Below are 24,777 nucleotides of genomic sequence, written 5' to 3'. Positions count from 1 at the left end.
GCAATGTCATCTGACGTTTTACTGATTAAAAATGCGCACGCAATCCTCACCGGCTTGCCGGGAGAGGCAGCGCGTCACGCCGGGTCGGATATTCGCGTGCGTCATGGGGTGATCGAGGCGATAGGTTCCCTGACGGCAATGCCCGACGAGCAGCTGATCGACGCCCGCGATTGCGTGGTTTATCCCGCCTGGGTGAATACGCACCATCACCTGTTTCAGTCATTGTTAAAAGGGGAACCGCAGGGGCTGAACCAAAGCCTGACCGCATGGCTGAGTGCCACGCCTTATCGTTTTCGTGCCACCTTCGATGAATCCACCTTTCGTCTTGCGGTGCGTATCGGCCTGACTGAACTGCTGCGTTCCGGCTGCGCGACGGTGGCGGACCATAACTACCTTTACTGGCCAGATATGCCGTTCGATACCTCGGAAATCCTGTTCAGTGAAGGTGAGGCGCTGGGAATGCGCATTGTGCTATGTCGGGGTGGCGCAACGCAGGGGCGCGCGATCGAGAAAGATTTGCCGCAGGCGCTGCGCCCGGAAAACTTCGGGGATTACATGGCGGATATTGAACGGCTGGTGGGTCGTTATCACGATCCGAAACCAACGTCACTGCGCCGTGTGGTGATGGCACCTACAACCTTGCTGCATTCTGCACCCGGTGCGGAGTTGCGCGAAATGGCGAAACTGGCCCGCAGTCTGGGGATTCGGCTGCACAGCCACTTGTCGGAAACCGTGGATTATCTTGATGCGGCGCGTGCCAGATTCGACATGACGCCGGTGCAGTTTTGTGCGGAACACGACTGGCTGGGTGAGGACGTCTGGTTTGCGCACCTGGTAAAACTGCTGCCGCAGGAAATCACGATGCTGGGTCAGACCCGCACTGGCATTGCACACTGCCCGCAAAGCAACGGGCGTCTGGGCAGCGGCATCGCTGATTTGCTGGCGCTGGAACAGGCCGGTGTGCCTGTTTCATTAGGCGTAGACGGTGCGGCATCGAACGAAGCCGCCGATATGCAAAGTGAAGCGCATGCGGCCTGGCTTTTGCAGCGCGCCCGAAAAGGCATGCTGGCGACACCGCGTTATGACGGCGGCACGTTTGAAGGCGGCGGCGACGCAGCATCTGTTGAAGACGTGGTGCGGTGGGGCAGCGCAGGCGGGGCGCAGATCCTTGGCCTGCAACAAAGCGGCACCGTGCAGGTGGGCAGGCTGGCGGATATCGCCATTTATCGGCTGGATGACCCGCGCTACTTCGGCCTGCACGACATGGCCATTGGTCCGGTGGCCTGTGCCGGACGCGCTTCGCTTAAGGCACTGATGATAAATGGCCGGGTGATCGTCGAAAACGATGTCATCCCCGGACTCGATTTGGAGGCCATGCGCCATGAGGCAATGTCTGCCGTCCGTACTTTACAACAGCGCGCTGCGCGCTAACCCTATTGATTAAGAAGGATAAGAACAATGACGCAATCAAATCAAACAGCATATGCATTACAGGAACTGGAAAAAGAAGCAGGAATGGGCGCGATGGGTGAAGAAACTTTTGCCCGTGAAGTGCGTTGTATCGATTTATCAGATTTCGAAAACCGTAAAAGTGAGATCGCCGACGAACTCTGGAGCGCAGCCGTAGAAATTGGCTTCTTCCAGGTCAGCAATCACGGCATTGCACTCGGCGATATCCGTCAGGCGTTCAGCATGACAGAGGATTTCTTCTTACTGCCCGAAGAGATAAAAGCGCAATATCCGCTGGCGCGTAACGCAGGCTGGGAGAATAAATCTCAGGTGCGACCATCAACCCGAACGCCAGACCAGAAAGAGTCTTACCAGATCACCCGTCCGTTGATGGCACCGCTATGGCCGACTGAACAGGAACTGCCGGCTTTCAAAGAGACCATGCTGAATTTTGAATCGCAATGCTGGCAACTGGGCATGAAACTGCTTTCTTGTTTTGCCCTGAAACTGGGCTTTCCTGAGCACTTTTTCGAGCAGGCACATAATCCGGACCTGCAAACTTACCAGAGTACGCTGCGCATGCTGCACTACTATGCCACTGAGCAGTCAGAGCAGGGGATGTGGCGCGCGGGTGCGCATACAGATTTTGACTGTCTGACGCTGCTGTTCCAGCGTCCCGGTCAGGGCGGGTTGCAGGTATGTCCTGGCAAAGACCGCGAAAGTCAGCAGTGGACCAGCATCGAGCCGCGCGAAGAGGTGATCACCTGCAACATCGGCGACATGCTGATGCGCTGGAGCGACGATCAGCTGCCGTCAAATTTCCACCGTGTGAGAAGCCCACTGCCCGGCGAATACCAGGGTGCGCGCTACAGCCTGGCCTTTTTCTGTCAGGCTAATAAAGATGTGGAGATTCTGGGGCCGCAGGCGAAATATCCGGCCATCACCGCCGAAGATTATCTGCAACAGCGCATTCAGGCGAACTTTGCGAAAGGATAATTTGCCAGAAAGATAAAGAGAGCTGAAAAGCAAAAAGCCCGCTCAGGGAAAACTGAGCGGGCTTTTTTAATTCTGGCTTTTCTGGCTGAGATCGCCTTTGTCAGTAACTCGCTAATATAGCCTTCGCCTTCATGTACTTACGGGCATAAAAAATACAACCCTCGCATAGAAGGAATTTAATGCGATCTCATTATTTGATTTGAACATGATAACAACATTCTTTGTTGCGTAAATCTCTGTTACTGCCGAACAGGCAGAACAATGTAACCAGAAGGATTTGTGTCGATTACTGTTAATGAATGTTGAAATATGAAGCTATTCTCTGAACTGGCTTACCTGAGATTGAAAATTTGAAGCTGTAAGCATAGGCGGGATTCCTCGCCTATGCTTCTGATTAACGTCAATGCGACAGAGTCAGTCAAATCCCTGAACATTACAGGGTGTTCGCCTGATGTTTTTATTTCTGTCAGTCTCCATACGCGTAAGCGGTGGTCTGGACGGTATAGGTATCAGGTTTCACGTCCTGCGTCCCGCTTAATGTAACATTGTAAGTTGATACGCCGTTGGTGGCAGTGCTGTATAAAATGTAATCGGTGTTACATGTCAAATTTAACTCTGAGCAATGAGCAGAGCCAACAGAGTCAGGAGTATTAGCAGGCCTGATTATTGTTACAAGAATGCCGTTATTGCTGTCGTTTTTGCCTTTAATCCTTAATGTGGCCTGGGTCTTGCCGTTATCAGACCCTGTTAATGACCCGGGCATACCCAAAGCTATGTAATGACGAGAGGCGCCGCCTGTCGAAGTGATGGTACCATTTGCCAGCACTATTCCACTATTAGTCCCGTCCGACAGACCCGACACCGGTGTCAAAACGTTAGAAACAGTGAGCGGAGTAGTAAAAGTAATGTCGGCCGACGTAGCACTGGCTTCGGACAGCGCTGCGATTGCTGCGTGGGATGAAATACCCGCGATGATTATCGCTGCTGCCGCTGAGGTTTTGATGTTTAAAAATTTCATATCTCTATCCTTTGTTGTGTTGAATTAACGACTGCAGTCGTCCCTAAAAGTCGTAGACAGTGCGTCTACCCGACCATCGAGGCATATGTGCCCGATGGCTCCCCGTCACCAAAAATGTCAGTGACGGGGTATTCGTGAAATCTCTATATAGCGCCCGGCTGTTGCACGTTACTGAGTGACCACCTGACCAGCGATGTTTAAAGAGTAGGTATCCGCTTTCACCCTCTGGTCGCCATCCGCCAGAATGTCAAAAACCATTCTGTCTTCGCCGGTATGCACGGTTATCACCTGCATGTCCGCCATTTCCGTTACCACCTGTTGCTGTGGCACCAGACGCACCCGCAACTGATGCGCCGGATTCTGCTGGCCTGTCAGCACATAACGTCCTCCCTGCTGGCCGGATGCAGCCTGATCGCTCCGGAGCTGAAAACCCGTATGAATGTCGTAGCTGACCAGCGTGCCCCTGCCGAGCTTTGTGCCGTCTCTGACAGCACCCGCCTGCAGGCCATGATTCATCTGTAACACCAGTTGCGGGCTACCCGTCGCGACAGCCGGAGCGCTGCTGGCCATGACTGTCAAAAGTGCTGCCGCTATCAGATACAATCTTTTTCTTTTCATCATTCCCCTTCTCCGGGTGATGTTTCTGTTCAGTTTTTTCGGAAGCCGGTAACTGCTTTCAGCGACAAACTGCCTCTGACAGATACAGCCCTGCTGGCCCTGGTTTTTCCGGCAGACGGTAATCAGCCCGGCACTGTTGCTTCTCTCCCCATCTCGCCATCAGGGCACCTTTTCCGTTCAGTCCGGACAGATACACCTGTCCGGCTTCACCGGTAATGCCACTGCCTGATGACGCCTGGTTTTCCGGGGTAACCAGTGCCCCAAAAGGAACCGGTTTACCGTCCGGACGTATCAGTGTCACCAGCGCCCGCCGGCCAATATGCGTGATAAAGGTGGCCGGGATAACCGCGCCCTGCGTCGGCACTACCGTCACGTCCGTCTGTTTTATTTCTGCATCAGCCGAAAGACGAGCAGGGTCCAGGCTGACAATATTCTTCCGGTAAGGCTGCAGGCCTGACTGTGTGGTGTAGCCACGAAAATCGGTTTTCACTCCCGGCCAGCCGCCAACAGCCACTCCGGAGGCACCCGGCGCTTCCACCAGTGCCACGGTATCGTTCAGCGTCTGCCCTGCGGTGACACTACTGCGGGTAATCACGATGCCGCCTGACGCATCCAGTCCTGTCTGCCGGTAAGACGGACTGTAGCCGTAACGGCCATTCAGCTGGCCGTAGCCCCCGCTCCAGCCAAGGTTCAGGTCGCTGTCGTTGCGGTCTCCGCTCACCGCCCCCGAACGTTGACGCTGGTTCACATTCCACTGCAACTGGCGGTCATACGCCTGACCACTGAGCCCCACCTGCTGTGTATTGCCGCCGGATGAAGGCGACGTCATCTGATAGGTCGCCCGGGTTGCCCCACCAGGCCAGCGGTCCAGTGGAATACTGACCATCATGTTAATCAGCCGGTTATCCTGCCATTTACTGCCGCTGTTCCGGTTACGGATCTGCGTCGCATTCAGCGACAGGGAAACGCCGCGTATACTGACGCCATAGCCGGCACTGAACGACTCTGTACTCCCTTGCCCGTTGCCGTAACTGTTGCGAGAACCGCTCAGGCTGAGACTCCCCAATCCGCCCAATGACTGACTGAGCGTCAGGGTTGTCTCAGACCGGCGTTGTGCGTCACTGCCGGCTGGGTTTTCCTGCCGATAGCTGTCCATTACCTCAGACAGCGTGCTGAAACCGGATGCGTCATAGCGGGTATGGGACAGATCAAGCGAGGTGTTGGTTACCTCAACGCGCTTGCTGTAGCGCAGCCGTCCGTATCCCCCCGTTTCACTTTCACGCTCTTTCTTCTGCCCACGGCCGTGGGTCCCATCCAGAGATACCGCGCCCCACGACCCGAGCAACATACCCAGCCCCGCAGTCGTCGCCTGATAGCGCTCCGCGCCCTGCAAACCGCCGTATAGGGTCAGGCTCCACGGCAGGCCATACATAACAGTGGCCTGTGCAACCAGAGGCGAATCAACCGTGTTATCTGATGCCCGATACTGCCCGGCCATCAGGTTGTACACGCTGTGGCCTTCCTGCAGCGCAATCGCCGGCGTCTGATAAGGGACGCTGAATTCCTGAGTAGTGCCGTCGGCTTCCCATACGGTAACCTGCAAATCCCCACCCGAGCCGCCAGCGGCAAAGTCACTCAGGGCAAACGGGCCGGGCGCTACCGTGGCGTTGTAAACCGTGTAGCCATTCTGCTTCACTTCTACCCTGGCCTGAGTGCGGGCAATACCGCGCACCACGGGTGAAAAAGTCCGCTGCGAAAAGGGCAGCATATTTTCATCCGAACCCAGCATCACGCCGCGAAAAGGTACGCTGTCAAAAATTTCCGACGGCGTGAAACGCTCTCCCAGCGTCAGCCTGCTTTGCATGTCATACAGGCCCCGATCAAGATAGGTATAAGGAGTCTGCCAGCGGCCGGTCTGTCCGCGGCTCTTCTGCCACGTCGTCGAATTACGTAATCGCCATGGTCCCCAGTTAGCGCCGGGCTCCAGCTGCAGGTACTGCGATTCATTGACATTTCTACTCCCGACCCGGGATTCCACATGGCTGGTACCGGTCCGGTAATTCATCAGGATCGCCGGGACTCCCTCATCCCACAGCTCTCGGGGAGAAATGCCCTTTACTTCAGGGCGCAATGCTATCTGCGGAACGCTCAGCACCAGCTGCTGTGCCCCGAAATTAAAATCAGCTCTGGCATGCGGAATAACGCGGATGTCAGCACAATCTTTGTTTGCGTCCAGGCCTTTGCCGGACAATGCCGGATAGTCTTCCGTCTTTATGCCGTAACGTAAAAGCTGCTTCCTGCTCAGGCAGGGCTGCAAAACAGGCATGCCCCGGGAATCTTCCTGCTGAACAAAAACCACTTCACGGGAATCCACCTGCTCACCATTGAGCAACACGTCAACCAGATAGGTTCCTGGAAGCTGCCCGCCCTGGTTAAATAGAGCGATATCCGCATCACTGACACCACCACCCAACTGTGAAGCATCAAATTCCCAGGTCCGGGCCATCACCGGCATTGAAAACAGCCCGGCAGATACCACGATGGCCACCACAGAAAACCGAAAATATTGCATTATCCAGGCGCCTTATTAGTGCAACGGCGACTGAAACGTGCGGCTCTCTCCACCTTCATCAGTGATAACCGTCCACTTCACCTGACCGGCAGCGCCTTTTGGCAGGATAAAGCTGCGGGAAGAGTGCGGAGCGACATATTCCCTATCCGGAATATTCATCTCCCCCACGCTGAGTGAGGACAAATTCATATAAAATGCGGAAGGGTTAGTTACCGTCAGCTTATCGCCCTGGCGTTGCCACTTAAGCGCGGATACGGCATCCATCATCGTTCCTCTCACGCCGGACGGGCGCACCAGCAGCTTAATACAGCTGTTTGCGCTGACTTCCAGGTTCAGCGTGACTGCTGTGGGCTTTAACGGTGTCCCTTTCGCATCCTGAGCCCAGACATCACTATCTTTAGGCGGAATACCGGTCACGCAAAGCCAGTGCAGCGTTTCATGGTCACCGGCCATTTGACCGCCGGTACGAATAATTCGCAGGCGGTTCTGCTGCTGTGCATCCAGACGGAAAACTGGCGGGGTGACAATAAAAGGCGCAGGTGTTTTTTTATCTTCCGCAAGCACCTTTCCCTGCACCAGTATGGGGTAAGCCTGCGCATTGGTGATGGATAAAGACGCTCCGCTGGAGTCCGGGTTATATATCACTCGTGAGGCACCCAGTTTGACCTCGAATACTTTGGTATTGGTGACCGTCTTCAGCTCCTGCGCAAAAGCCGGAGTAGCGCCATTACTGATTAATATCGCGGCGGCCAGTACAGCCCCGGCTGCCCTGTAAGTTTTTTTATTACAAAGTAAATACATAACACATCCCTATCAGAGAATAATTATTCCTGACTAAACGTAATCGTAAAATACCCTTGTTGATTTTTAGGTAAACGTAAAATTAACAAAGAAATTCATTTTAAAAATACACGACCAGATTTTTAAGAAGAGAAAAGCTTCAGATAAAAAGCGGCACAGGTAGTTAGCGAGCCCGATGAGCCACAGGTGGAAAGGGCAGTCGTGCAATAATGTTTAAATTTAAGTTTCATATTCAGTAATCCTCTGGTGTGTTTTCGGGTTATTTATAATGCCCATAAAGCATGTTGAAGAAATTACCAGGTCATTGCTTTTCACATTCATATAGATGGCGCGGATTCAGGTACATCTATAATCACCGAGCTGAAGCAAGATGCGTACCCACCTTAACCCCCACACTGGCCGGGGCTTGCTGCCTCAGGATGGAAACAGTGTTATACAGGAAAACCAATAACGGAATGTAATTCGAATTTATCTGTATTTTTAGTTTAATGATCTATTTTTGTTATTTTTTTAGCTTAAACAGTCGCCGATTGTTGCAGGCTGCCCACTACCTGACATCCGGAGGAGAGTTTAAAAGAGCATCTCCTGCCGTGAATCTGGTTGAATCGTCGTAATTCCCTTCTGACAGCGGAAGGTTCAGCTGTGCGAATATACTCATACTTTCATTAGCAACGGCGTTCCGACATCAGGACAATGATTTCCCTGAAACAGAGTCAGTGGGTATCAACGCGTTCCCGTGCTTTTTATTCGCTTGTTTTAAAAATGCTACGTGCAAAAAGGGTTTTACTGTATTATGTTGTGAGATAAATCTGAGATTGAATTTATTTAATCGGGGGGGATGTGAAGGTGTTGTATACCATTAATGGTTCAATAGTGTTTAATACGGATGACAGTACTCTCCGACATATACCGACGAAAGATACCGTTCAGATTAACCTGCCTTCGGCGCGATTACTGGCACTCATTCTTGATTCCAATGGCGATATTCTGACAAGAGAATATTTGATTGTTGAAGTCTGGGATAAACATAACCTCAGAGGGTCAAATGCAAATTTAACGCAATACCTGAGTATAATGAGACGTGCATTATCCGCATTTGGATGTGATGAAATTGTCATTACCATTCCTAAAATTGGTATTAAGTTAAATACTAATCATTCTGTCGTTAAATCCCCCTCCTTTGACGGAATAGAGTCATCCCCACCGGCTCATTTACCTAAGGCATTATTAAATAAACCTGGATCTTTTCTTTCATGGAAAGTCATTGTTCTTTGCCTGTATATCATTTCACCCGTTTTTATTGCAACTGCGGTGTTAGTCTTTAAAAACAATACGTCTTCATTGGATAATATCAACATTTATCTGAAATCAGATTTTCTTGCAGAGGGGTGCGAGGTGGTTTTTGTTAAGGATCTCAATGAAAATAAGATGAAAGAAGTAAAAAGTAAAATAACTGCTCTTTTAGCAGAAAAATAATTTAGTCTGTGATAAAAATAAAAAAATCTATTTTGATAACTATACGTCTTTTTCGCCAAAAGATGATGGCCGAACATTAATTTCGTATTGCAAGTTTGGAAAAGAGAGGAATGTAACCAGTTGCAATAATTTCTTCCATATTAACGAGAATTAATATGATGTTTCCAAACGTGAGAGTTCTGATAGCTATTTCAACTGTCTGTACGGCAATTCTTCTGGGTTTTATATTTTTTGGGTCTGAAAATAATTTAATATTGCCACTGAGATGTTACTCTTTTACCCAATACGATCTGGGTGGTGAGGGACAGACGCTTAAATTTAATGTCGCCCAGGATCTCAGACTATACAAGGACGGAACCGGATATTTTTTACTGAATGGACGGGTGTTAATCAATAATGAGGAAAAAAATTTAGGAAGAACCCTCATACTGAATAGGGGGGAAGTAAGGGGCAGTAATACAGCGCATTACTCTATAAGCCGCATCATTATCTCTCCCACTGACAATACAGATAATCCAACCTTTGAGAAGCTGTTAGCTGAATTTACCGGCGACCCGGAAACCTTACAACTTGATGTGATTAATGTCGGACATCATACTTTTATGATGGGAAGCCCACTTTCGTTTGTCTTTACCTGCGTGGCTTTTTAACTGATTGCATGAAAGCTCGCAGAACCTTTGCACTAAAGAAAGAACCAGGCACTGGCGCCATTTTCTCTGGCAGGCAGCAAAGGAAAAGGATGGCGGAAAGGCACAGCACAAATGCTAAACCGCTTCCTGGCTAACATCAGTGGGGGTCGATAGACACGCTATCTACAGGGCCGCCTGAGTAGCGCCCACAGCACATCGTTATTTGATGGTTCACATCTGAACCTGTCAGTGATTCGCCGACCTGTAACACAAAAGCAAAAAGCCCGCTCAGGTTTCCCTGAGCGGGCTTTTCTAATTCTGGCTCCTCTGACTGGACTCGAACCAGTGACATACGGATTAACAGTCCGCCGTTCTACCGACTGAACTACAGAGGAATCGCTTGAACGGGGCGAATATTAGCGGCGTAGATCCTGCTTGTCAAAGCCCTGTTTACTGATTTGCGTTCAGATGCTCGTAAAAGCAGCGGATTGGCGGTTTTTAGTCACTTCTGATGGATTTTCAAACTGCCAACAGGATCTCACTTTGCTGGCATTTCTCAGTAGATGTTAGATGCATGTCAAAGTTTTGTTATTTGCCGATGTTAAAACAAGCGTTTCAGTGCTTTTATGATAAAAATTTCAAAACGAGATCATATGGAACAAATGAACTGCTTATCATCACGGTCGTCATCATCGGCCAGAAGTGAAACGGCATTTTGAAACTAACTGTTTGCAGATCAAGTGATTGTGAAAAGGAGTGGTCGATCACAAAAATAGCCAGAACCTGAAGTCTTACCTCAAATTTTCCGAAACAGACGCCAGACAGGCTGGGTGAATGTAAAAGATATTTTTCATTCGTGGTCCGCAGCCACTGAGCAAGTTAACAAATAAGAAGGGTCCCTATGAACATTAAAAAAACGATTGTCGCCTCACTGTTAGCCTGCATGTTACCTGCCGCCGCTATGGCAAAAGATATTTCGGTTGGCGTCTCTATGGCGCTGTTTGATGACAACTTCCTGACCATTCTGCGTACCTCAATGCAGAAAGAGATGCAGAAAGATGGCGTCAAAGGGCAGGTTGAGGATGCAAAAGGCGACGTTTCACAGCAGCTGCAGCAGGTACAAAACTTTATCGGACAGGGTGTTGATGCGCTGATCGTTAACCCGGTCGATACCAATGCGGTGAAACCGATTATGGATCAGGCGAGCAAAGCGGGTATTCCGCTGATCTTCGTAAACCGCCGCCCTGGGGCTGAACTGACCGGAAAAATGGCTTATGTCGGATCCGACTCAGAACTGGCCGGACGCTTACAGATGGAAGCGCTGGCGAAGGCGATGAACGGCAAAGGCAACGTTGCCATCCTGATGGGTGACCTGGCAAACGAAGCGACCCGCGACCGTACTAAAGGCGTGGAAGAAGTCGCAGCTAAATTCCCTGGCATTAAAATCGTTCAGAAACAGACCGCCAAATTTACCCGTAACGATGCGGTGGATGTGGTCAGTAACTGGATGACTGCCGGTGATCAGATCAATGCCATCGCCTCGAACAACGATGAAATGGCGATTGGTGCGCTGCAGGCGCTGGGTAAAAACCCGGACAAAATCCTGATCGCGGGTGTCGATGGCACACCGGATGCGCTGCAGATGCTGAAGCAGGGCAAGATGGTCGCCACAGTATTCCAGGATGCGCAGGGCCAGGGTGAAGGTGCGGTGCAGACGGCAATCAAACTGGTGAAAGGTGAGAAAGTCCAGAAAATCATCAACATTCCTTACCAGCTGATTACCAAAGAAAACATGGAACAGTTTACCAACCGTAACCTGAAATAATCGTTCCCGACCCAGCTGTACGGAGGTGATGTATGAACGCGTTTGCGCTTGAAGCCGAAGGCATCAGCAAGTTCTTCCCCGGCGTTAAAGCCCTCGACAACGTCTCGTTGCGGGTGCGTCCGGGAACGGTACATGCCTTGATGGGCGAAAATGGCGCGGGCAAATCCACTTTAATGAAGTGCCTTATCGGGATGTACCGTCCCGATAAGGGCACCATCAAAATTAAAGGGGAGCCGGTGCAGTTTCAGGACACCATGGACGCGTTGCGTTCCGGCATTTCGATGATTCACCAGGAACTCAATCTGGTGCCCTACATGACCGTCGCTGAGAATATCTGGCTGGGTCGTGAGCCAATGAAGTTTGGTTTTGTTGATCACGCCCGGCTGAATCAGAAGACGCAGGAGCTGCTCAACCGGCTGAATATCCGCCTGAAAGCGGAGAGCATGGTGGGCGAGCTGAGCATTGCGTCACAGCAGATGGTCAAGATTGCCAAAGCGGTCTCCTGGGATTCAGATATCGTCATCATGGATGAGCCCACCTCCGCGCTCACCGAAACTGAAGTGGCGCACCTGTTTACCATCATTCGTGATCTGCGGGAGCAAGGCAAAGCAATCATCTACATCAGTCACAAGATGGATGAAATTTTTAACATCACTGATGAAGTCAGTATTTTCCGCGACGGCGCCTGGATTGCCAGTGATGAGACGGCGAAATATACCCGTCAGTCGCTGATTACGCAGATGGTGGGACGTGAACTGACCCAGCTGTTCCCGAAATTCAACAGCGCCATCGGAGAAGATGTCCTGACGGTTCGCAATCTCACCTGCAAAGATCGTTTTACTGATGTCAGTTTCAACGTCCGCAGGGGTGAAATTCTCGGCGTCGCCGGACTGGTGGGTGCCGGTCGCAGCGAAGTGATGGAGAGCCTGTTCGGCATGGAGAGCTTCGACAGCGGCGAGATCTTAATTGATGGCGTGCCGGTGACGATCGACTCACCTTCCACGGCGATTGAAAAGGGCATGGCGTTTCTGACCGAAGATCGCAAAAAGTCCGGGCTGTTTCTGGTGCTGTCGGTGATGGAGAACATGAGCATCGTCAACATGCCGGAATACAGCGGTAAAAGCGGGTTTGTCAGCCATGTGAAGATGGCGCAGGACTGCATGGACCAGATCCGTCGCCTGAATATCAAAACACCGACCATGGATCAGATCATCAACAACCTCAGCGGCGGTAATCAGCAGAAAGTCCTGATTGCCCGCTGGCTGCTGGCGCAACCGAAGATTCTGATTCTGGACGAACCGACGCGCGGCATTGATGTCGGCGCTAAAGCGGAGATTTACCGCTTAATCAGTGAACTTGCCAACCGTGGCGTGGCTATCATCATGGTCTCCTCTGAACTGCCGGAAATCCTTGGCATGAGCGACCGGGTGATGGTGATGCACGGCGGGCGTATAACCGGCATCCTCGATAAAGAAGAAGCCGATCAGGAAACCATTCTGTCGTTGGCATCCGAGTGAGGCGCGAGACCACTATGAGCAATATGAAAGCTACTGCTACCCCGGCAGCCCCGCAGCAACCCTCTTTTTTCGCCAGCCTGCGTCATAAATTGCCGAAAGATACCGGCATTTTCGTGGTGATGGTGGGGATTGCGTTAATTTTTGAAATGTTTGGCTGGTACGTGCGTGACCAGTCTTTCCTGCTCAACACCAACCGTCTGATCCTGATTGTCCTGCAGGTGGCGATTATCGGGATTATCGCCGTTGGCGTGACCCAGGTCATCATTACCACCGGTATCGATCTCTCCTCCGGGTCGGTGATTGCCCTGGCGGCGGTGGTTGCCGCGAGCCTGGCGCAGACGTCTGACAGTCTGTCACCGATGTATCCCTCGCTGGTGAATATGCCTGCGGTGATCCCTATCGCGGCCGGTATTGGCGTCGGTTTACTGGCGGGCGTCGTCAACGGCGTACTGATTACCCGCACCGGGATTCCACCGTTCATTGCCACACTGGGCATGATGGTATCGGCACGCGGTCTGGCGCAGTATTACACCCAGGGTAACCCAATCAGCTTCCTGTCCGACGGTTTTACCTCAATCGGGCAGGGTGCAATGCCGGTGGTGATTTTCCTGGTGGTGGCGCTGCTGTTCCACATCGCCCTGAAACATACCCGCTACGGTAAATATGTTTACGCCATCGGCGGCAACATGACCTCGGCGAAAGTCTCCGGTATTAACGTTAATAAGTATCTGATCATCGTCTACACCATTGCTGGTGCACTCTCTGGCCTGGCGGGTGTGGTCCTGGCGGCGCGTGTCAGCAGCGGTCAGTCAAGCATGGGGATGTCATACGAGCTGGATGCGATTGCCGCAGCTGTGATCGGCGGCAGCAGCCTGATGGGCGGCGTGGGCCGTATCACCGGCACGTTAATCGGCGCGGTCATTCTCGGCCTGATTAAAAGTGGATTCACTTTCGTTGGTGTCGATGCCTACATTCAGGACATCATCAAAGGGATCATCATCGTGGCGGCGGTCTCAATCGATATGCACCGTAACCGCAAAAAACGTTAATCAGCAGGCGTTGCCCTCTTCTGCATGCGGGAGAGGGCACTGTTTACTTTCCTCCCTCCCTTCGTCAGCGATAAGAAATCCTGCTGATAGCGTTTACATTTATACCCGCGCTTTACCGCTACGCTTCAGGCCCTGCAAGCCTTCATCAGGTGCAATACGTTTCCACTGCACTAATACTGTACAGTCTGTCATCACTTTTATGCACGTCTGACTCGCAGCGTCTGCACTGTCACAGTGCGCCCGGGATCCTTACTCACACTGATTACGCATTCCTGATCCTTATTAACCCTTAAGAGGTAATCAGAAACGCTTATTTTCCGGGCCGTTAGGAAAAATCTGGCTGGACACTGACTGCTGCTCTTTAAACCTGGCCTGCATCTTGCAAAATCTCTTTTATCAGGGCGATTGGATCAGACCCATTTCGCTATTCGGGGTGAGTGACGGAGGCAAGATGAATTTAAGACGACTAAAGTACTTTGTTAAAATCGTCGATATCGGCAGTCTGACGCAGGCAGCAGAAGTGCTGCACATCGCACAGCCTGCACTCAGTCAGCAGGTCGCGACACTGGAGAATGAACTGGATCAGCAATTACTGATTCGCACCAAGCGCGGCGTTACGCCAACGGAAGCCGGTAAGATTCTCTATGGCCATGCGCGTACTATTCTGCGCCAGTGCGAGCAGGCCCAGACCGCGGTCATCAACGCCGGTCAGGTGCTGAGCGGTCAGGTGTCGATTGGACTGGCACCCGGCACGGCGGCATCCTCGCTGACCATGCCGCTGCTGCAAACCGTACGCGATCAGTTTCCGGAAGTGCTGGTCTACCTGCACGAAAACAGTGGCAGCGTGCTGAACGAGAAGGTGATGAGCGGTCAGCTGGATATGGCGGTGCTGTACGATCGTGCACCCACTGCCGGAATTAACAGTATGCCGCTGATGAAAGAGGATCTCTTCCTGGTAGGCGCCACTGATTATCCCGGTGTCAGCGTCGATCTGGCCGATGTGGCACAGATGAGCCTGTTTTTACCACGCGACTACAGCGCCGTGCGCAAACGGGTTGATGAGGCATTTTCGCTGCGCCGCCTGAGCGCGCGCATCATCGGAGAGATCGAATCAATTTCTACTCTGACCGCAGCGATTTCCAGTGGGATGGGTGTGACCGTATTACCTGAATCCGCTGCCCGTGCGCTGGTGGGATCGACGGACGCCTGGATGTCGCGCATCAACAGTCCATCGTTGAGCCTGCCGCTGTCGCTGAACATTTCCGCCCGTTTGCCGCTGTCGCCTTCCGCACAGGCGGTGAAGAATATCCTGCTGTCGCTGCTGAACAGGCCGCTGACTGAGGAGCGGGAGTTAATGTTAGTGGGGTAGGGGCGCTTGCAGCGGGCGGATTCGGAATCGATCTCGCTTAGCAGCGGGCCAGGTATTGAGCTGATTACGCTTAGCAGCGGGGGCGGGTCTCGCTTTGCTGCACCTTCACACTGAGAAGATTACGTTGCGCGGTGCCTGCCCACTGAGCGGGTTACGCCCGCCAGGCGTTGGGGAGTTTCAGTTTGCCCGTGCAGACGGACGCGTCAAGGGGCGAACGCCCGCCCCTTAACAATCCCGGCGTCCGGCAGCCTGCGCGCCCCGCTGTGCGGGGTGCCTTCGTCACGCCCTGCGGCTCGCGGACCGTCCGGACGCGCCATCCCTGGCGCGAGCCGTCCTTTCGCCGGCGTCCTGTCGGCTCCTCCTTGCCTCCGGTTGTTCCTCAGCGCTTCGGATGCCTCTGGTAAACCCCTGCCTTTAATATCCTGGTTTTTATCGGACATGGCGTTGTCTGGTGGTTTGAAAGCCAAAGCTAATTTTGAAAACTATCAGCGGCAATGCACCAGCATTAAAAAGAAGAGGCAACATTTGATAGGGTGAAGAGCCATTCTTCCTGCCAGGCAGAGAGCCGCAGATAATCCTTCAGACTTACAGCGATGACGTACCCGACACAAAAATAAGAGATATCAGCGAGGGTAGAAGGCCATTCTTCCTGCCAGGCGGAGAGCCGCAGATAATCCTTCAGACTTACAGCGATGACGTAACCAACACAAAAAGAAGAGATAAAGCGGGGAAGGAGGCCGTCAGAGCCGCTGAGCGGATGAGGGATTTCAGGACGAGCGGCAGGGATGCCGCGAAGAGGCGGGTTTGCGCCAGGGATGGCGCGTCCCGCCGGTCCGTAAGAAATCCGGAAGAAGCGAAGGAACCGCGAAGCGGCGGTGAAGCAGGCCGGAGCCCGGGGTCAAGGGGGCGCGGCGACTGGCGCCCCCTTGTTGGTCGCCTGCAGAGGCGTAACTGAAACTCCCCAACCCGCCAGGCGAACGAAACCTTCTCAGCGCCGGTTCGCGCAGCGAACACCCCCAGGCACCCAGGTGCACCCCAGCCCGTTCGCGCAGCGAACACCCCCCAGCACCTGCGTGCACCTCAGCCCATTCGCGCAGCGAACACTCCCCAGCACCTGCGTGCACCTCAGCCCATTCGCGTAGCGAACACTCCCACCCTTTATTCCCTAAAGTCATAAAGCCAAATTTTTAAGTATTTCCAGTTATCAATAATTGTTCTTACCATCAACGAATCAGATTATGTAAAGGGAGGTAAATATCGTGAATTTCCAGCAGCTTAAAATCATCCGCGAGGCGGCCCGCTGTGAGTTTAATTTGACGGAAGTCGCTAATACGCTCTTTACCTCTCAGTCGGGTGTGAGCCGCCATATTCGCGATCTGGAAGACGAGCTGGGCGTGGAGATCTTTATCCGTCGTGGTAAGCGCCTGCTGGGCATGACCGAACCGGGCAAAGCACTGCTGACAATTGCCGAACGCATTCTGGATGAAGCAGGAAAGGTAAGAAGACTGGCTGATGTCTTTACCAATGAAACCAGCGGCATCCTGACTATCGCCACCACCCATACTCAGGCGCGCTACAGCCTGCCGAAAGTGATTAAAGCGTTCCGTCAGCTTTATCCCAACGTCCGTCTTGAGTTGAATCAGGGATCGCCACAGGAAATCGTCACCATGCTGCTGGCGGGTGAAGCAGATATCGGTATCGCCAGTGAAATGCTGGTGAATAACAGCAGTCTGGCGGCATTCCCCTGGTTCAGCTGGCATCACGCTTTGCTGGTGCCGAAAGGACATGAGCTGGTACAGAACCAGCCGGTCTCACTGAGTACGCTCAGCCGCTATCCTCTCATCACGTATCGACAGGGCATTACCGGACGTTCACGGGTTGACCGCGCTTTCCAGGCGGCGGGCCTGAAACCGGATATCGTGCTCAGCGCCCAGGACTCAGACGTAGTCAAAACCTACGTAAAACTCGGTCTGGGTGTCGGGATCCTGGCCGACCAGGCGTGTGAAACCGAAGAGAATGAAGAGCTGGAACGCCTGGATGCCACGCATCTGTTCGATGCCAGCACCGTATGGCTCGGCCTCAAACGCGGTCAGCTGCAGCGTAACTACGTCTGGCAGTTCCTGGAACTCTGCAACGCCAACCTGTCACTGGAAGAGATCAAACGTCAGGCGCTCTCCTACAGCAACGACGATGAACCGGTTATCGACTTCCAGATTTAAAGTGCGCGCATCCAGCCGGATGCGCGGCTGTTTATGCACGGCATAAAATTTCAAAACACCGCGAAAAACTATTTCACTCACCTTTCTCACCCCGCACAACAACATCCTGCGCTGACCCGGCACGATAAAGTGGAATTAACTGACCACGAGGGGATGTTATGTCGCGATTAAAACTTACCGATAGCGATCTGCTGCGCCAGCAGGCGCTTTTTGCCGGACGCTGGCAGGATGCGCATCAGGGCGCCACGCTGCCGGTTATCGATCCCGCTACGGGCGAAACGCTGGCCACCATTCCGGCGCTGGGCCGGGCGGAGACGGAGCAGGCGATAGCCTATGCAGAAACGGTGCGCATCAGCTGGGGCAAAACCACCAATGCCAGCCGTGCCGCGCTGCTGGAAAAATGGCATCAGCTGATTGTCGAACATGCTGATGACCTGGCGATCATCATGACCGCTGAGCAGGGCAAACCGCTGGCGGAAGCCCGGGGCGAGGTGCTCTACGGCGCCAGCTTTGTGAAATGGTTCGCTGAAGAGGCGCGTCGAATCTACGGCGACACCATTCCTGCACCCAGCGAGGACCGCCGCATCCTGGTGCTGAAACAGCCTGTCGGGGTGACTGCGGCTATAACGCCGTGGAACTTCCCGATTGCAATGATCACCCGCAAGGTTGCTCCGGCGTTAGCCGCCGGCTGCCCGATTATCGTTAAACCTTCGGAGCTGACACCGCTCTCGGCGCTGGCCCTGGCCGTGCTGGCAGAGCGCGCCGGATTCCCGTCGGGCGTGTTGCAGGTACTGACCGGGCTGCCCACGGAGATTGGTGCGGCGCTGACTGAAAGTCGCACGGTGCGCAAAATTTCGTTTACCGGCTCCACCCGAATCGGCCAGTTGCTGATGCAGCAGAGCGCCAACAGCATAAAGCGCCTGAGTCTGGAGCTGGGCGGCAACGCGCCGCTGATCGTGTTTGATGATGCAGATATTGAAATTGCGGTTGCCGGCGTCATGTTCAGTAAGTTCCGCAACGCCGGTCAGACCTGCGTTTGTGCTAACCGTATTCTGGTGCAGCGAAGTATCTATCCGCGCTTTACCGCACGACTGCTGGAGGCCGTTGCTACCCTGAAAGTGGGCGATGGCTTTGCGCCAGACAGCACCATAGGCCCGCTAATCAACAGCCGCGCTGTCGAGAAAGTGAACGGCCATATCGACGATGCGCTCAGTCACGGGGCAACGCTGCTGACCGGCGGCATCAGCCAGGGCAACGGCACGTTTGTGCAGCCCACGGTGCTCGGTGAGGTCACGTCCAGTATGCGTATCGCCCATGAAGAGACGTTCGGCCCGGTCGCGCCGTTGTTTATCTTTGATGATGAAGAGGAGGCGATTGCGATGGCGAATGACACGCCTTACGGCCTGGGCGCCTATTTCTTTACCGAGAATATCCGGCGAGCCTGGCGGGTGGCGGAAGCGCTGGAGTTTGGCATGGTCGGCTTTAATACCGGCGCTATTTCCCTGGAGGTCGCGCCATTTGGCGGCGTCAAACTCTCCGGTATAGGGCGTGAAGGGTCCCGCTACGGAATTGATGAATATCTGGAACAGAAAACATTTCACATTGGCAGTTTGTAATTAAATATTAAGAGAACGCCAGCCGGATCATCCGGCTGGCGTTTTTTTTTGCCTGATGCGCAACCTGAATTCTTCGGCGTCAAATAATACTCTTTAAAAATTTAAAGAATTTATCCGGGATGTGAGGCACGTCGGTAAACGGTGAGTCAGGAATCGAAGAATGAGCAGCCTGGTCACTAATATCCGCTTTGGTGCAATTTCCGTGCAGGTTGCACCAGCAGGGCGCATAAATTTTGTGAAGTAAATCATCTCTTTAATTGTTCGGCAATTCCGCAAAAAATCCCCCGGCAATACGGCAGAAAATTTTTTTGCGCTGTTTTAAACGCATTTTTATTTTTTGCCCGGCTGGCATACTTTCTGCATTAGCTTATTAACGCCACAGAAATCGGCCAGTGAAAACGCTAATAAACCAGCAACTGATGGGTGTAACAAATAAGGATTTTTCCATGTTAAGTTTCGACCCTGAAAAAGTTTCTCTTCCGGCTGGCCATTATATTGGCGGCCAGCACTGCCAGAGCCAGGGCGCATCATTTGAGGTAAAGCGTCCCTCGGATGGCAGGGTCTATGCCACGCTGCAGGACGCGACGCCGCAGGATGTTGATCGCGCTGTCACTGTTGCGCATCAGGCGCTGAAAACCAGCGGCTGGTCCGGCTGTCCGCCGCGCGAACGCGGTCGCGTGTTACGCCGCTGGGCCGATCTGATTGAGCAGGACACGCTGCTGGCTCAGCTGGAAGCACTGGGTTCGACCCGTCCAATCAGCGACGTTGTGCTGCATGAAATTCCGTTCACCGCCGAAGCGATTCGCTTCTATGCCGAATGCGCCGACAAATACAGCGGTGACCTCTTTCCAACCCGTGACAGCAGTCTCGGCATGCTGATTGCTGAACCTTATGGTGTCATCGCCGCGATTACCCCGTGGAATTTTCCGCTGTCGATGGCGTCGTGGAAATGCGGACCGGCGCTGGCGGCGGGTAACGCCGTGGTGCTCAAACCCTCTGAACTGACCCCGTTTTCAACCGTGCGTATGGCTGAACTGGCGATCCAGGCGGGCTTACCGGCGGGCGTACTGAATATTGTTCAGGGCAGTGGCGCGGTGACCGGCAGCGCGCTGGTGACCCATCCGCTGGTGCGCAAAGTCTCCTTTACCGGCTCGACCGTGACCGGAAAACGCATCATGAGCGATGCCGCGCAGCACGGTATGAAACCCGTGACACTGGAGCTGGGCGGTAAGAGTCCACAACTGGTATTCGATGACGCGGGTGACCTTGAGGTGCTGGCTCAGCGCATTCTGCGCGGCTTTACCGCTAACGGCGGGCAGGCTTGCGTGGCGGGCACCCGTCTTATCGTACAACGCAATATCGCCGATCCGCTGGTTGAGCGGCTGGCCCAGCTCTGCCGCGAACTTAAACCGGGTGTCACGTGGCAGGAAGAGAGCCGTTATGCCCCGCTGATCGACGAACGCCAGGGCAACAAAGTCTGCTCGGTCATTGAGGCAGCAAAAGCACAGGGCGCAGAAGTGCTGGTGGGCGGAGAGCGTTTTGCCGACACCGACAACGGCTGGTTCTGGCAGCCCACACTGCTGAGCCACGTGGCGCAGGATAACCCGGCGGTGCAGCAGGAGATTTTTGGTCCGGTGCTGACAGTACAGACGTTTGACGACGAAGAGCAGGGGCTGGCGATGGCCGCCCATGACACCTATGGCCTTTGTGCCGGCGTGCACACGCTGAGCCTGCCTCGTGCCATGCGGGCGATGCGTGCCATAGAGGCGGGCACCGTCTGGATTAACCGCTATGGACGCTCCGGCGACTTCATTATTCCAACCGGTGGCTTCCTGGGTTCAGGCATTGGTAAAGATTTAGGGCGTCAGGCGTTTCAGGCCTGCCAGCGCCAGAAAAGTGTACTCATCGATTTCTAAGCGCAACTGACAATGACGAGGGTGTTACATGGCACTGTTTAAACCGAAATTCATCACGTTTGACTGTTACGGCACACTGATTCGCTTCGATATGGCTGGCGCGGCGGAGCGTTGTTTCAGCGACCGCGTCGACCCGGATGCAATGCATGCCTTTACTACCGACTTTTCCAGCTACCGGCTGGATGAGGTGCTCGGCGCATGGAAACCCTATTACGACGTGGTCAGTAATGCGATTCAGCGCACCTGCAAAAAGTGGGGCGTGACATGGAGCAAAGCCGACAGCGACTTTATCTACACTGACTGCGCCAGCTGGGGACCGCATCCTGATGTGCCCGCCGGGCTGGCAAAAGTGGCTAAGGAGTTTCCGCTGGTGCTGCTGACCAATTCGATGAAAGACCTGATCCCACACCATGAACCGCGTCTGGGTGCACCCATCTACCTGACCATCACCGCTGAAGAAGCGGGCGCATATAAACCCCAGATGAAAGGTTTCGAATACATGCTGGATAAGCTCGGCTGCGGCCCGGAGGAGATCCTCCATGTCTCCTCCAGCTTCCGCTATGACCTGATGACCGCCTACGATCTCGGCATCAAAAACAAGGTCTGGGTCAATCGCGGCCATGAACCGGCGAATCCCTACTACCAGTACACCGAAATCAAAGATATCGGCGGCCTGCCTGGCGTCGTCGGACTCTGAGGAACACCCCATGAAACTGGAATCGTTCTGGCAGGCCACCGCTCCCGCCTTTACCGGCGCCGCCCGCGAACCGCTGCCCGTACAGGCGGACGTGGTAGTGATTGGCGGCGGTTTCACCGGCGTCTCGGCGGCGCTTAACCTGGCGCGCCGCGGCATCAGTGTGGTGCTGCTGGAGAGTGGTGACGTGATGAGCCAGGCTTCGGCGCGCAACGGCGGCCATTGCAACACCGGTGTAGCGCAGAACTTCGCCTCGCTGGTGGCAAGTCAGGGTCTGGAACAGGCCAGCCGCTTCTATCGGGCGTTCGACGATGCGGTGAGCTATGTCCAGAAACTGATCCAGGATGAAGCCATCGACTGTGACTTCCGGCTGTGCGGCAAGCTTAAGCTCGCCAGCAAAGCGTCGCACGTGGCCGGACTGCGGGAGGCGTATGAACTGATGCGTCGCACTGTGGACCCGGAGATCGAACTGCTCGACAAAACGGCGGTGCGCGACGAGATCGCCAGCGACGATTTCCACGGCGGCCTGCTGCAGAAACGGGGCGGTCAAATGCACATGGGTAAGTTTGGCGTCGGGCTGGCTGAAGCCGCTGCACGAAGCGGGGCGAAGATTTTTCCGCATCACGCGGTAACGAAGTTAGAGCGACTCAAAGGCTATCAGCACCGGATACACACGGCGCAGGGCACCATTGTGGCGGATAAAGTCCTGATGGCGACCGGCTGCTCCAACGTCGGTCCTTTCCCCTGGTTTCAGCGCCGCATTGTGCCGGTCGGCAGCTTTATTGTGGTGACCGAAGCGCTGGACCCGGTGCTGCTGCGCCAGGTGCTGCCCAACAATCGGACTTACGTCACCTCGCTGAATATCGGCAACTACTTTCGCACGACTGCTGACAGCCGTCTGGTGTTTGGCGGCCGTGCCCGGTTTGCCGTCAGTAACCCCACGTCTGATTCGCGCAGCGGCGAGATCCTGCGCCGCGCCATGACGCAGATGCTGCCGCAGTTGGGGCAGGCAGAGGTGGATTACTGCTGGGGCGGCATGGTTGACATGACCGCCGACCGTCTGCCGCACGCGGGCGAACAGGATGGCCTGTTCTATTCGCTGGGCTACAGCGGTCACGGCACGCAGATGTCGGTGTGGATGGGGCGGGTGATGGCCGATCTGCTGACCGAAAAGCGCACTGAAAATCCCTGGCAGCGCGACACATGGCCCGCGCTACCCGGTTATCACGGCAAGCCATGGTTTTTACCGCTCGCAGGACTCTATTACAAAGCAAAGGATCGCCTTTCATAACGTCCCGTCGGGTGCTGGCCGCCAGGTCACCAGCACCGCCAGAACATCATTCCCGGTTCGCCTGACTATTGAGGGTAGAGAGATGAGTAAATTTGATAATAACGATGCTGATGCGGTAAATCCGGCACTGACGCGCATGATCACTGAAGGCTCACTGTCACGTCGCAGCCTGATGAAAATCCTCTCCGCGGGAGCAGCGATGAGCAGCGGCCTGATCGGTTTTTCAGGGAAAGCACTGGCGGATGACAAGCCGGTTAAAGGCGGAAAACTGCGGGCAGCGATGTCGAATGCGTCAGCCACCGACACGCTCGATCCTGCCAAAAGTAACAACAGTGCGGATTACACCCGTCAGTTTATGTTCTACAGCGGCCTGACCGAACTGGATAAAAACCTGATGGCGAAACCGGCGCTGGCCGAATCGATTGAATCCAGCGACGGCATCACCTGGCATATCAAACTGCGTAAAGGGGTGACCTTTCACGATGGCAAACCGCTGACCGCGAAAGATGTGATCTTCTCGCTCAGCCGCCACAAAGATCCTGCCATCGCCTCTATCGCTTTTAAGCTGGCCGATCAGTTTAAATCGTTCAGTGCGGTGAATGACAATGAGGTGCAGCTGGAGCTCAACAGTGCCAACTTCGATGTCCCTTACATGCTGGCAACGCCACCGTTTTTAATTGTGAAGGATGGCACCACCGATTTCAGCAAAGGCATCGGCACCGGTCCCTTTGTCTGCAAAACGTTTATGCCGGGGACGCGCACCATCGGCACGAAAAACCCCAACTACTACAAGCCCGGACTGCCCCATCTGGATGAGGTGGAATTGATTGGTGTCACCGACGGCGCGGCACGCGTCAATGCCCTGATGTCGGGCGATCTGCAGATAGTGTCGACACTGACCGCCGCTGACTGCAAGCGCCTTAAAGGCAGCAATGAATTTGGTGTGCTGGAGAGTAAATCGGGCATGTATACCAACCTGATCATCCGCACCGATGTTAAGCCAGGTAACAACGAAGATTTCGTGCTGGCAATGAAATACCTGCAGCCGCGCGAAATGCTGGTGAAAACCGTACTGCAGGGATACGGCGACGTCAGTAATGACACCCCGGTTCCGCCGTGGCATCCGCTTTACAACGCCGACCTCAAGCCGCGCCCGCTCGACGTTGAAAAAGCGAAATTTCATATCAAAAAGGCAGGCATGACAGGCTCCACGGTAGAGATCATCACCACGCCGAATATCGAAGGCGCGAACGAAGGCGGACAGCTGATTCAGCAGATGGCGCGTGGGGCGGGTCTCAACGTGAAAGTACGCCGCGTGCCCTATGACGGTTACTGGTCTTCGCACTGGATGAAAGATCCGATCGGATATGGCTCGATAAACCCGCGTCCAACGCTTGATATGCTCTTTTCCCAGTTCTACCTCTCTACGGCTCCGAACAACGAATCGGGCTGGAAAAATCCCCAGTTTGATCAGCTGGTGGTCGCCGCACGCGGTGAGCGCGATCAGGCAAAACGCAAGCAGATGTATGGCGACATGCAGGCTCTGATCTATGACCACTGCGGCACGATTATCCCCACCTTTATCAGCTCCACCGATGGTTATAACAGGAAGGTTAAAGGGGTAGAGGCCTGGCCGTCGGGCATGATGATGGGTTATCGCTTCCATGAGTTTGCGTGGCTGTCAGCCTGATCCCCGCCTGGCCCAACAGGCTCTTTTAAGGA

Annotated in this window: 18 protein-coding genes and 1 tRNA gene; 14 read left to right on the top strand and 5 right to left on the bottom strand. The window is 54.0% G+C overall.

The genetic code is table 11. The annotated features are described in order from the left end of the window. Positions 1–3 precede the first annotated feature (3 nt). Positions 4–1,431 carry an amidohydrolase family protein gene (locus H7K52_RS00660; protein WP_182629509.1) on the top strand — a complete coding sequence of 476 codons (1,428 nt, stop codon included), beginning with the start codon at positions 4–6 and terminating at the stop codon, positions 1,429–1,431. 27 nt (positions 1,432–1,458) lie between these two features. Then, positions 1,459–2,445 (top strand): isopenicillin N synthase family dioxygenase, encoded by a 987-nt coding sequence (locus H7K52_RS00655; protein WP_004571376.1) that lies wholly within the window; start codon positions 1,459–1,461, stop codon positions 2,443–2,445. Positions 2,446–2,911: 466 nt separating this feature from the next. Here the strand turns inward: H7K52_RS00655 and H7K52_RS00650 are convergent, their stop codons facing one another. The 4 genes from H7K52_RS00650 to H7K52_RS00635 form a co-directional block, all read right to left on the bottom strand. Further along, on the bottom strand, positions 2,912–3,463 hold the full coding sequence (locus H7K52_RS00650; protein ID WP_182629508.1) for a hypothetical protein: 552 nt from the start codon (positions 3,461–3,463) through the stop codon (positions 2,912–2,914). A gap of 168 nt (positions 3,464–3,631) precedes the next feature. Beyond that, positions 3,632–4,084, bottom strand: a complete 453-nt coding sequence (gene afaD / locus H7K52_RS00645; protein ID WP_154926603.1) for an AfaD family invasin — start codon at positions 4,082–4,084, stop codon at positions 3,632–3,634. A 55-nt stretch (positions 4,085–4,139) separates the two neighbouring features. Next, complete coding sequence (locus H7K52_RS00640; protein ID WP_409072671.1) at positions 4,140–6,596, bottom strand: fimbria/pilus outer membrane usher protein; 2,457 nt, start codon at positions 6,594–6,596, stop codon at positions 4,140–4,142. A gap of 72 nt (positions 6,597–6,668) precedes the next feature. After that, positions 6,669–7,454, bottom strand: coding sequence for a fimbria/pilus periplasmic chaperone (locus H7K52_RS00635; RefSeq protein ID WP_182629506.1), 786 nt, complete (start codon positions 7,452–7,454; stop codon positions 6,669–6,671). Positions 7,455–8,300: 846 nt separating this feature from the next. Here H7K52_RS00635 and H7K52_RS00630 point away from each other — a divergent pair. Both H7K52_RS00630 and H7K52_RS00625 read left to right on the top strand, forming a co-directional pair. Next, positions 8,301–8,930 carry a winged helix-turn-helix domain-containing protein gene (locus H7K52_RS00630; RefSeq protein ID WP_182629505.1) on the top strand — a complete coding sequence of 210 codons (630 nt, stop codon included), beginning with the start codon at positions 8,301–8,303 and terminating at the stop codon, positions 8,928–8,930. Positions 8,931–9,085: 155 nt separating this feature from the next. Beyond that, positions 9,086–9,580: a FidL-like protein gene (locus H7K52_RS00625; RefSeq protein ID WP_008925991.1), complete on the top strand. Its 495-nt coding sequence runs from the start codon at positions 9,086–9,088 to the stop codon at positions 9,578–9,580. A 298-nt stretch (positions 9,581–9,878) separates the two neighbouring features. Here H7K52_RS00625 and H7K52_RS00620 read toward each other — a convergent pair. Further along, a tRNA-Asn gene (locus H7K52_RS00620) sits at positions 9,879–9,954 on the bottom strand. Between the two features lie 506 nt (positions 9,955–10,460). Between H7K52_RS00620 and H7K52_RS00615 the strand changes: the two genes are divergently transcribed. The 10 genes from H7K52_RS00615 to H7K52_RS00570 all read left to right on the top strand — a co-directional run bounded on the left by H7K52_RS00615 (position 10,461) and on the right by H7K52_RS00570 (position 24,745). Then, positions 10,461–11,384 (top strand): sugar ABC transporter substrate-binding protein, encoded by a 924-nt coding sequence (locus H7K52_RS00615; RefSeq protein WP_008925990.1) that lies wholly within the window; start codon positions 10,461–10,463, stop codon positions 11,382–11,384. A 32-nt stretch (positions 11,385–11,416) separates the two neighbouring features. Further along, positions 11,417–12,901 carry a sugar ABC transporter ATP-binding protein gene (locus H7K52_RS00610; RefSeq protein WP_182629504.1) on the top strand — a complete coding sequence of 495 codons (1,485 nt, stop codon included), beginning with the start codon at positions 11,417–11,419 and terminating at the stop codon, positions 12,899–12,901. A 23-nt stretch (positions 12,902–12,924) separates the two neighbouring features. Further along, entirely contained in the window at positions 12,925–13,950 is a 1,026-nt protein-coding gene (locus tag H7K52_RS00605) for an ABC transporter permease (protein WP_181162214.1), read from the top strand. 451 nt (positions 13,951–14,401) lie between these two features. Then, the gene (gene nac / locus H7K52_RS00600; protein ID WP_140916213.1) at positions 14,402–15,319 is read left to right on the top strand and encodes a nitrogen assimilation transcriptional regulator NAC; all 918 of its coding nucleotides are present in this window, start codon (positions 14,402–14,404) and stop codon (positions 15,317–15,319) included. Between the two features lie 1,259 nt (positions 15,320–16,578). Continuing rightward, positions 16,579–17,538 carry an HTH-type transcriptional regulator Cbl gene (cbl, locus tag H7K52_RS00595; protein ID WP_003853203.1) on the top strand — a complete coding sequence of 320 codons (960 nt, stop codon included), beginning with the start codon at positions 16,579–16,581 and terminating at the stop codon, positions 17,536–17,538. A 158-nt stretch (positions 17,539–17,696) separates the two neighbouring features. Further along, positions 17,697–19,154 carry an NAD-dependent succinate-semialdehyde dehydrogenase gene (locus H7K52_RS00590; RefSeq protein ID WP_182629503.1) on the top strand — a complete coding sequence of 486 codons (1,458 nt, stop codon included), beginning with the start codon at positions 17,697–17,699 and terminating at the stop codon, positions 19,152–19,154. A gap of 446 nt (positions 19,155–19,600) precedes the next feature. Beyond that, on the top strand, positions 19,601–21,070 hold the full coding sequence (locus H7K52_RS00585) for an aldehyde dehydrogenase family protein (RefSeq protein WP_008926926.1): 1,470 nt from the start codon (positions 19,601–19,603) through the stop codon (positions 21,068–21,070). 28 nt (positions 21,071–21,098) lie between these two features. Beyond that, on the top strand, positions 21,099–21,767 hold the full coding sequence (locus tag H7K52_RS00580) for a haloacid dehalogenase type II (protein ID WP_003852370.1): 669 nt from the start codon (positions 21,099–21,101) through the stop codon (positions 21,765–21,767). A gap of 10 nt (positions 21,768–21,777) precedes the next feature. After that, positions 21,778–23,055 (top strand): NAD(P)/FAD-dependent oxidoreductase, encoded by a 1,278-nt coding sequence (locus H7K52_RS00575; RefSeq protein WP_182629502.1) that lies wholly within the window; start codon positions 21,778–21,780, stop codon positions 23,053–23,055. Positions 23,056–23,137: 82 nt separating this feature from the next. Beyond that, a complete protein-coding gene (locus tag H7K52_RS00570) occupies positions 23,138–24,745 on the top strand; it encodes an ABC transporter substrate-binding protein (protein ID WP_003852374.1) in 1,608 nt (535 codons plus the stop codon). Positions 24,746–24,777 lie beyond the last annotated feature (32 nt).

This window comes from Pantoea hericii, from assembly GCF_014155795.1.
Lineage (GTDB): Bacteria > Pseudomonadota > Gammaproteobacteria > Enterobacterales > Enterobacteriaceae > Pantoea > Pantoea eucalypti.
The sequence above is the reverse complement of the archived record's forward strand: the minus strand, read 5'-3'. Positions and strand labels throughout refer to the sequence as shown.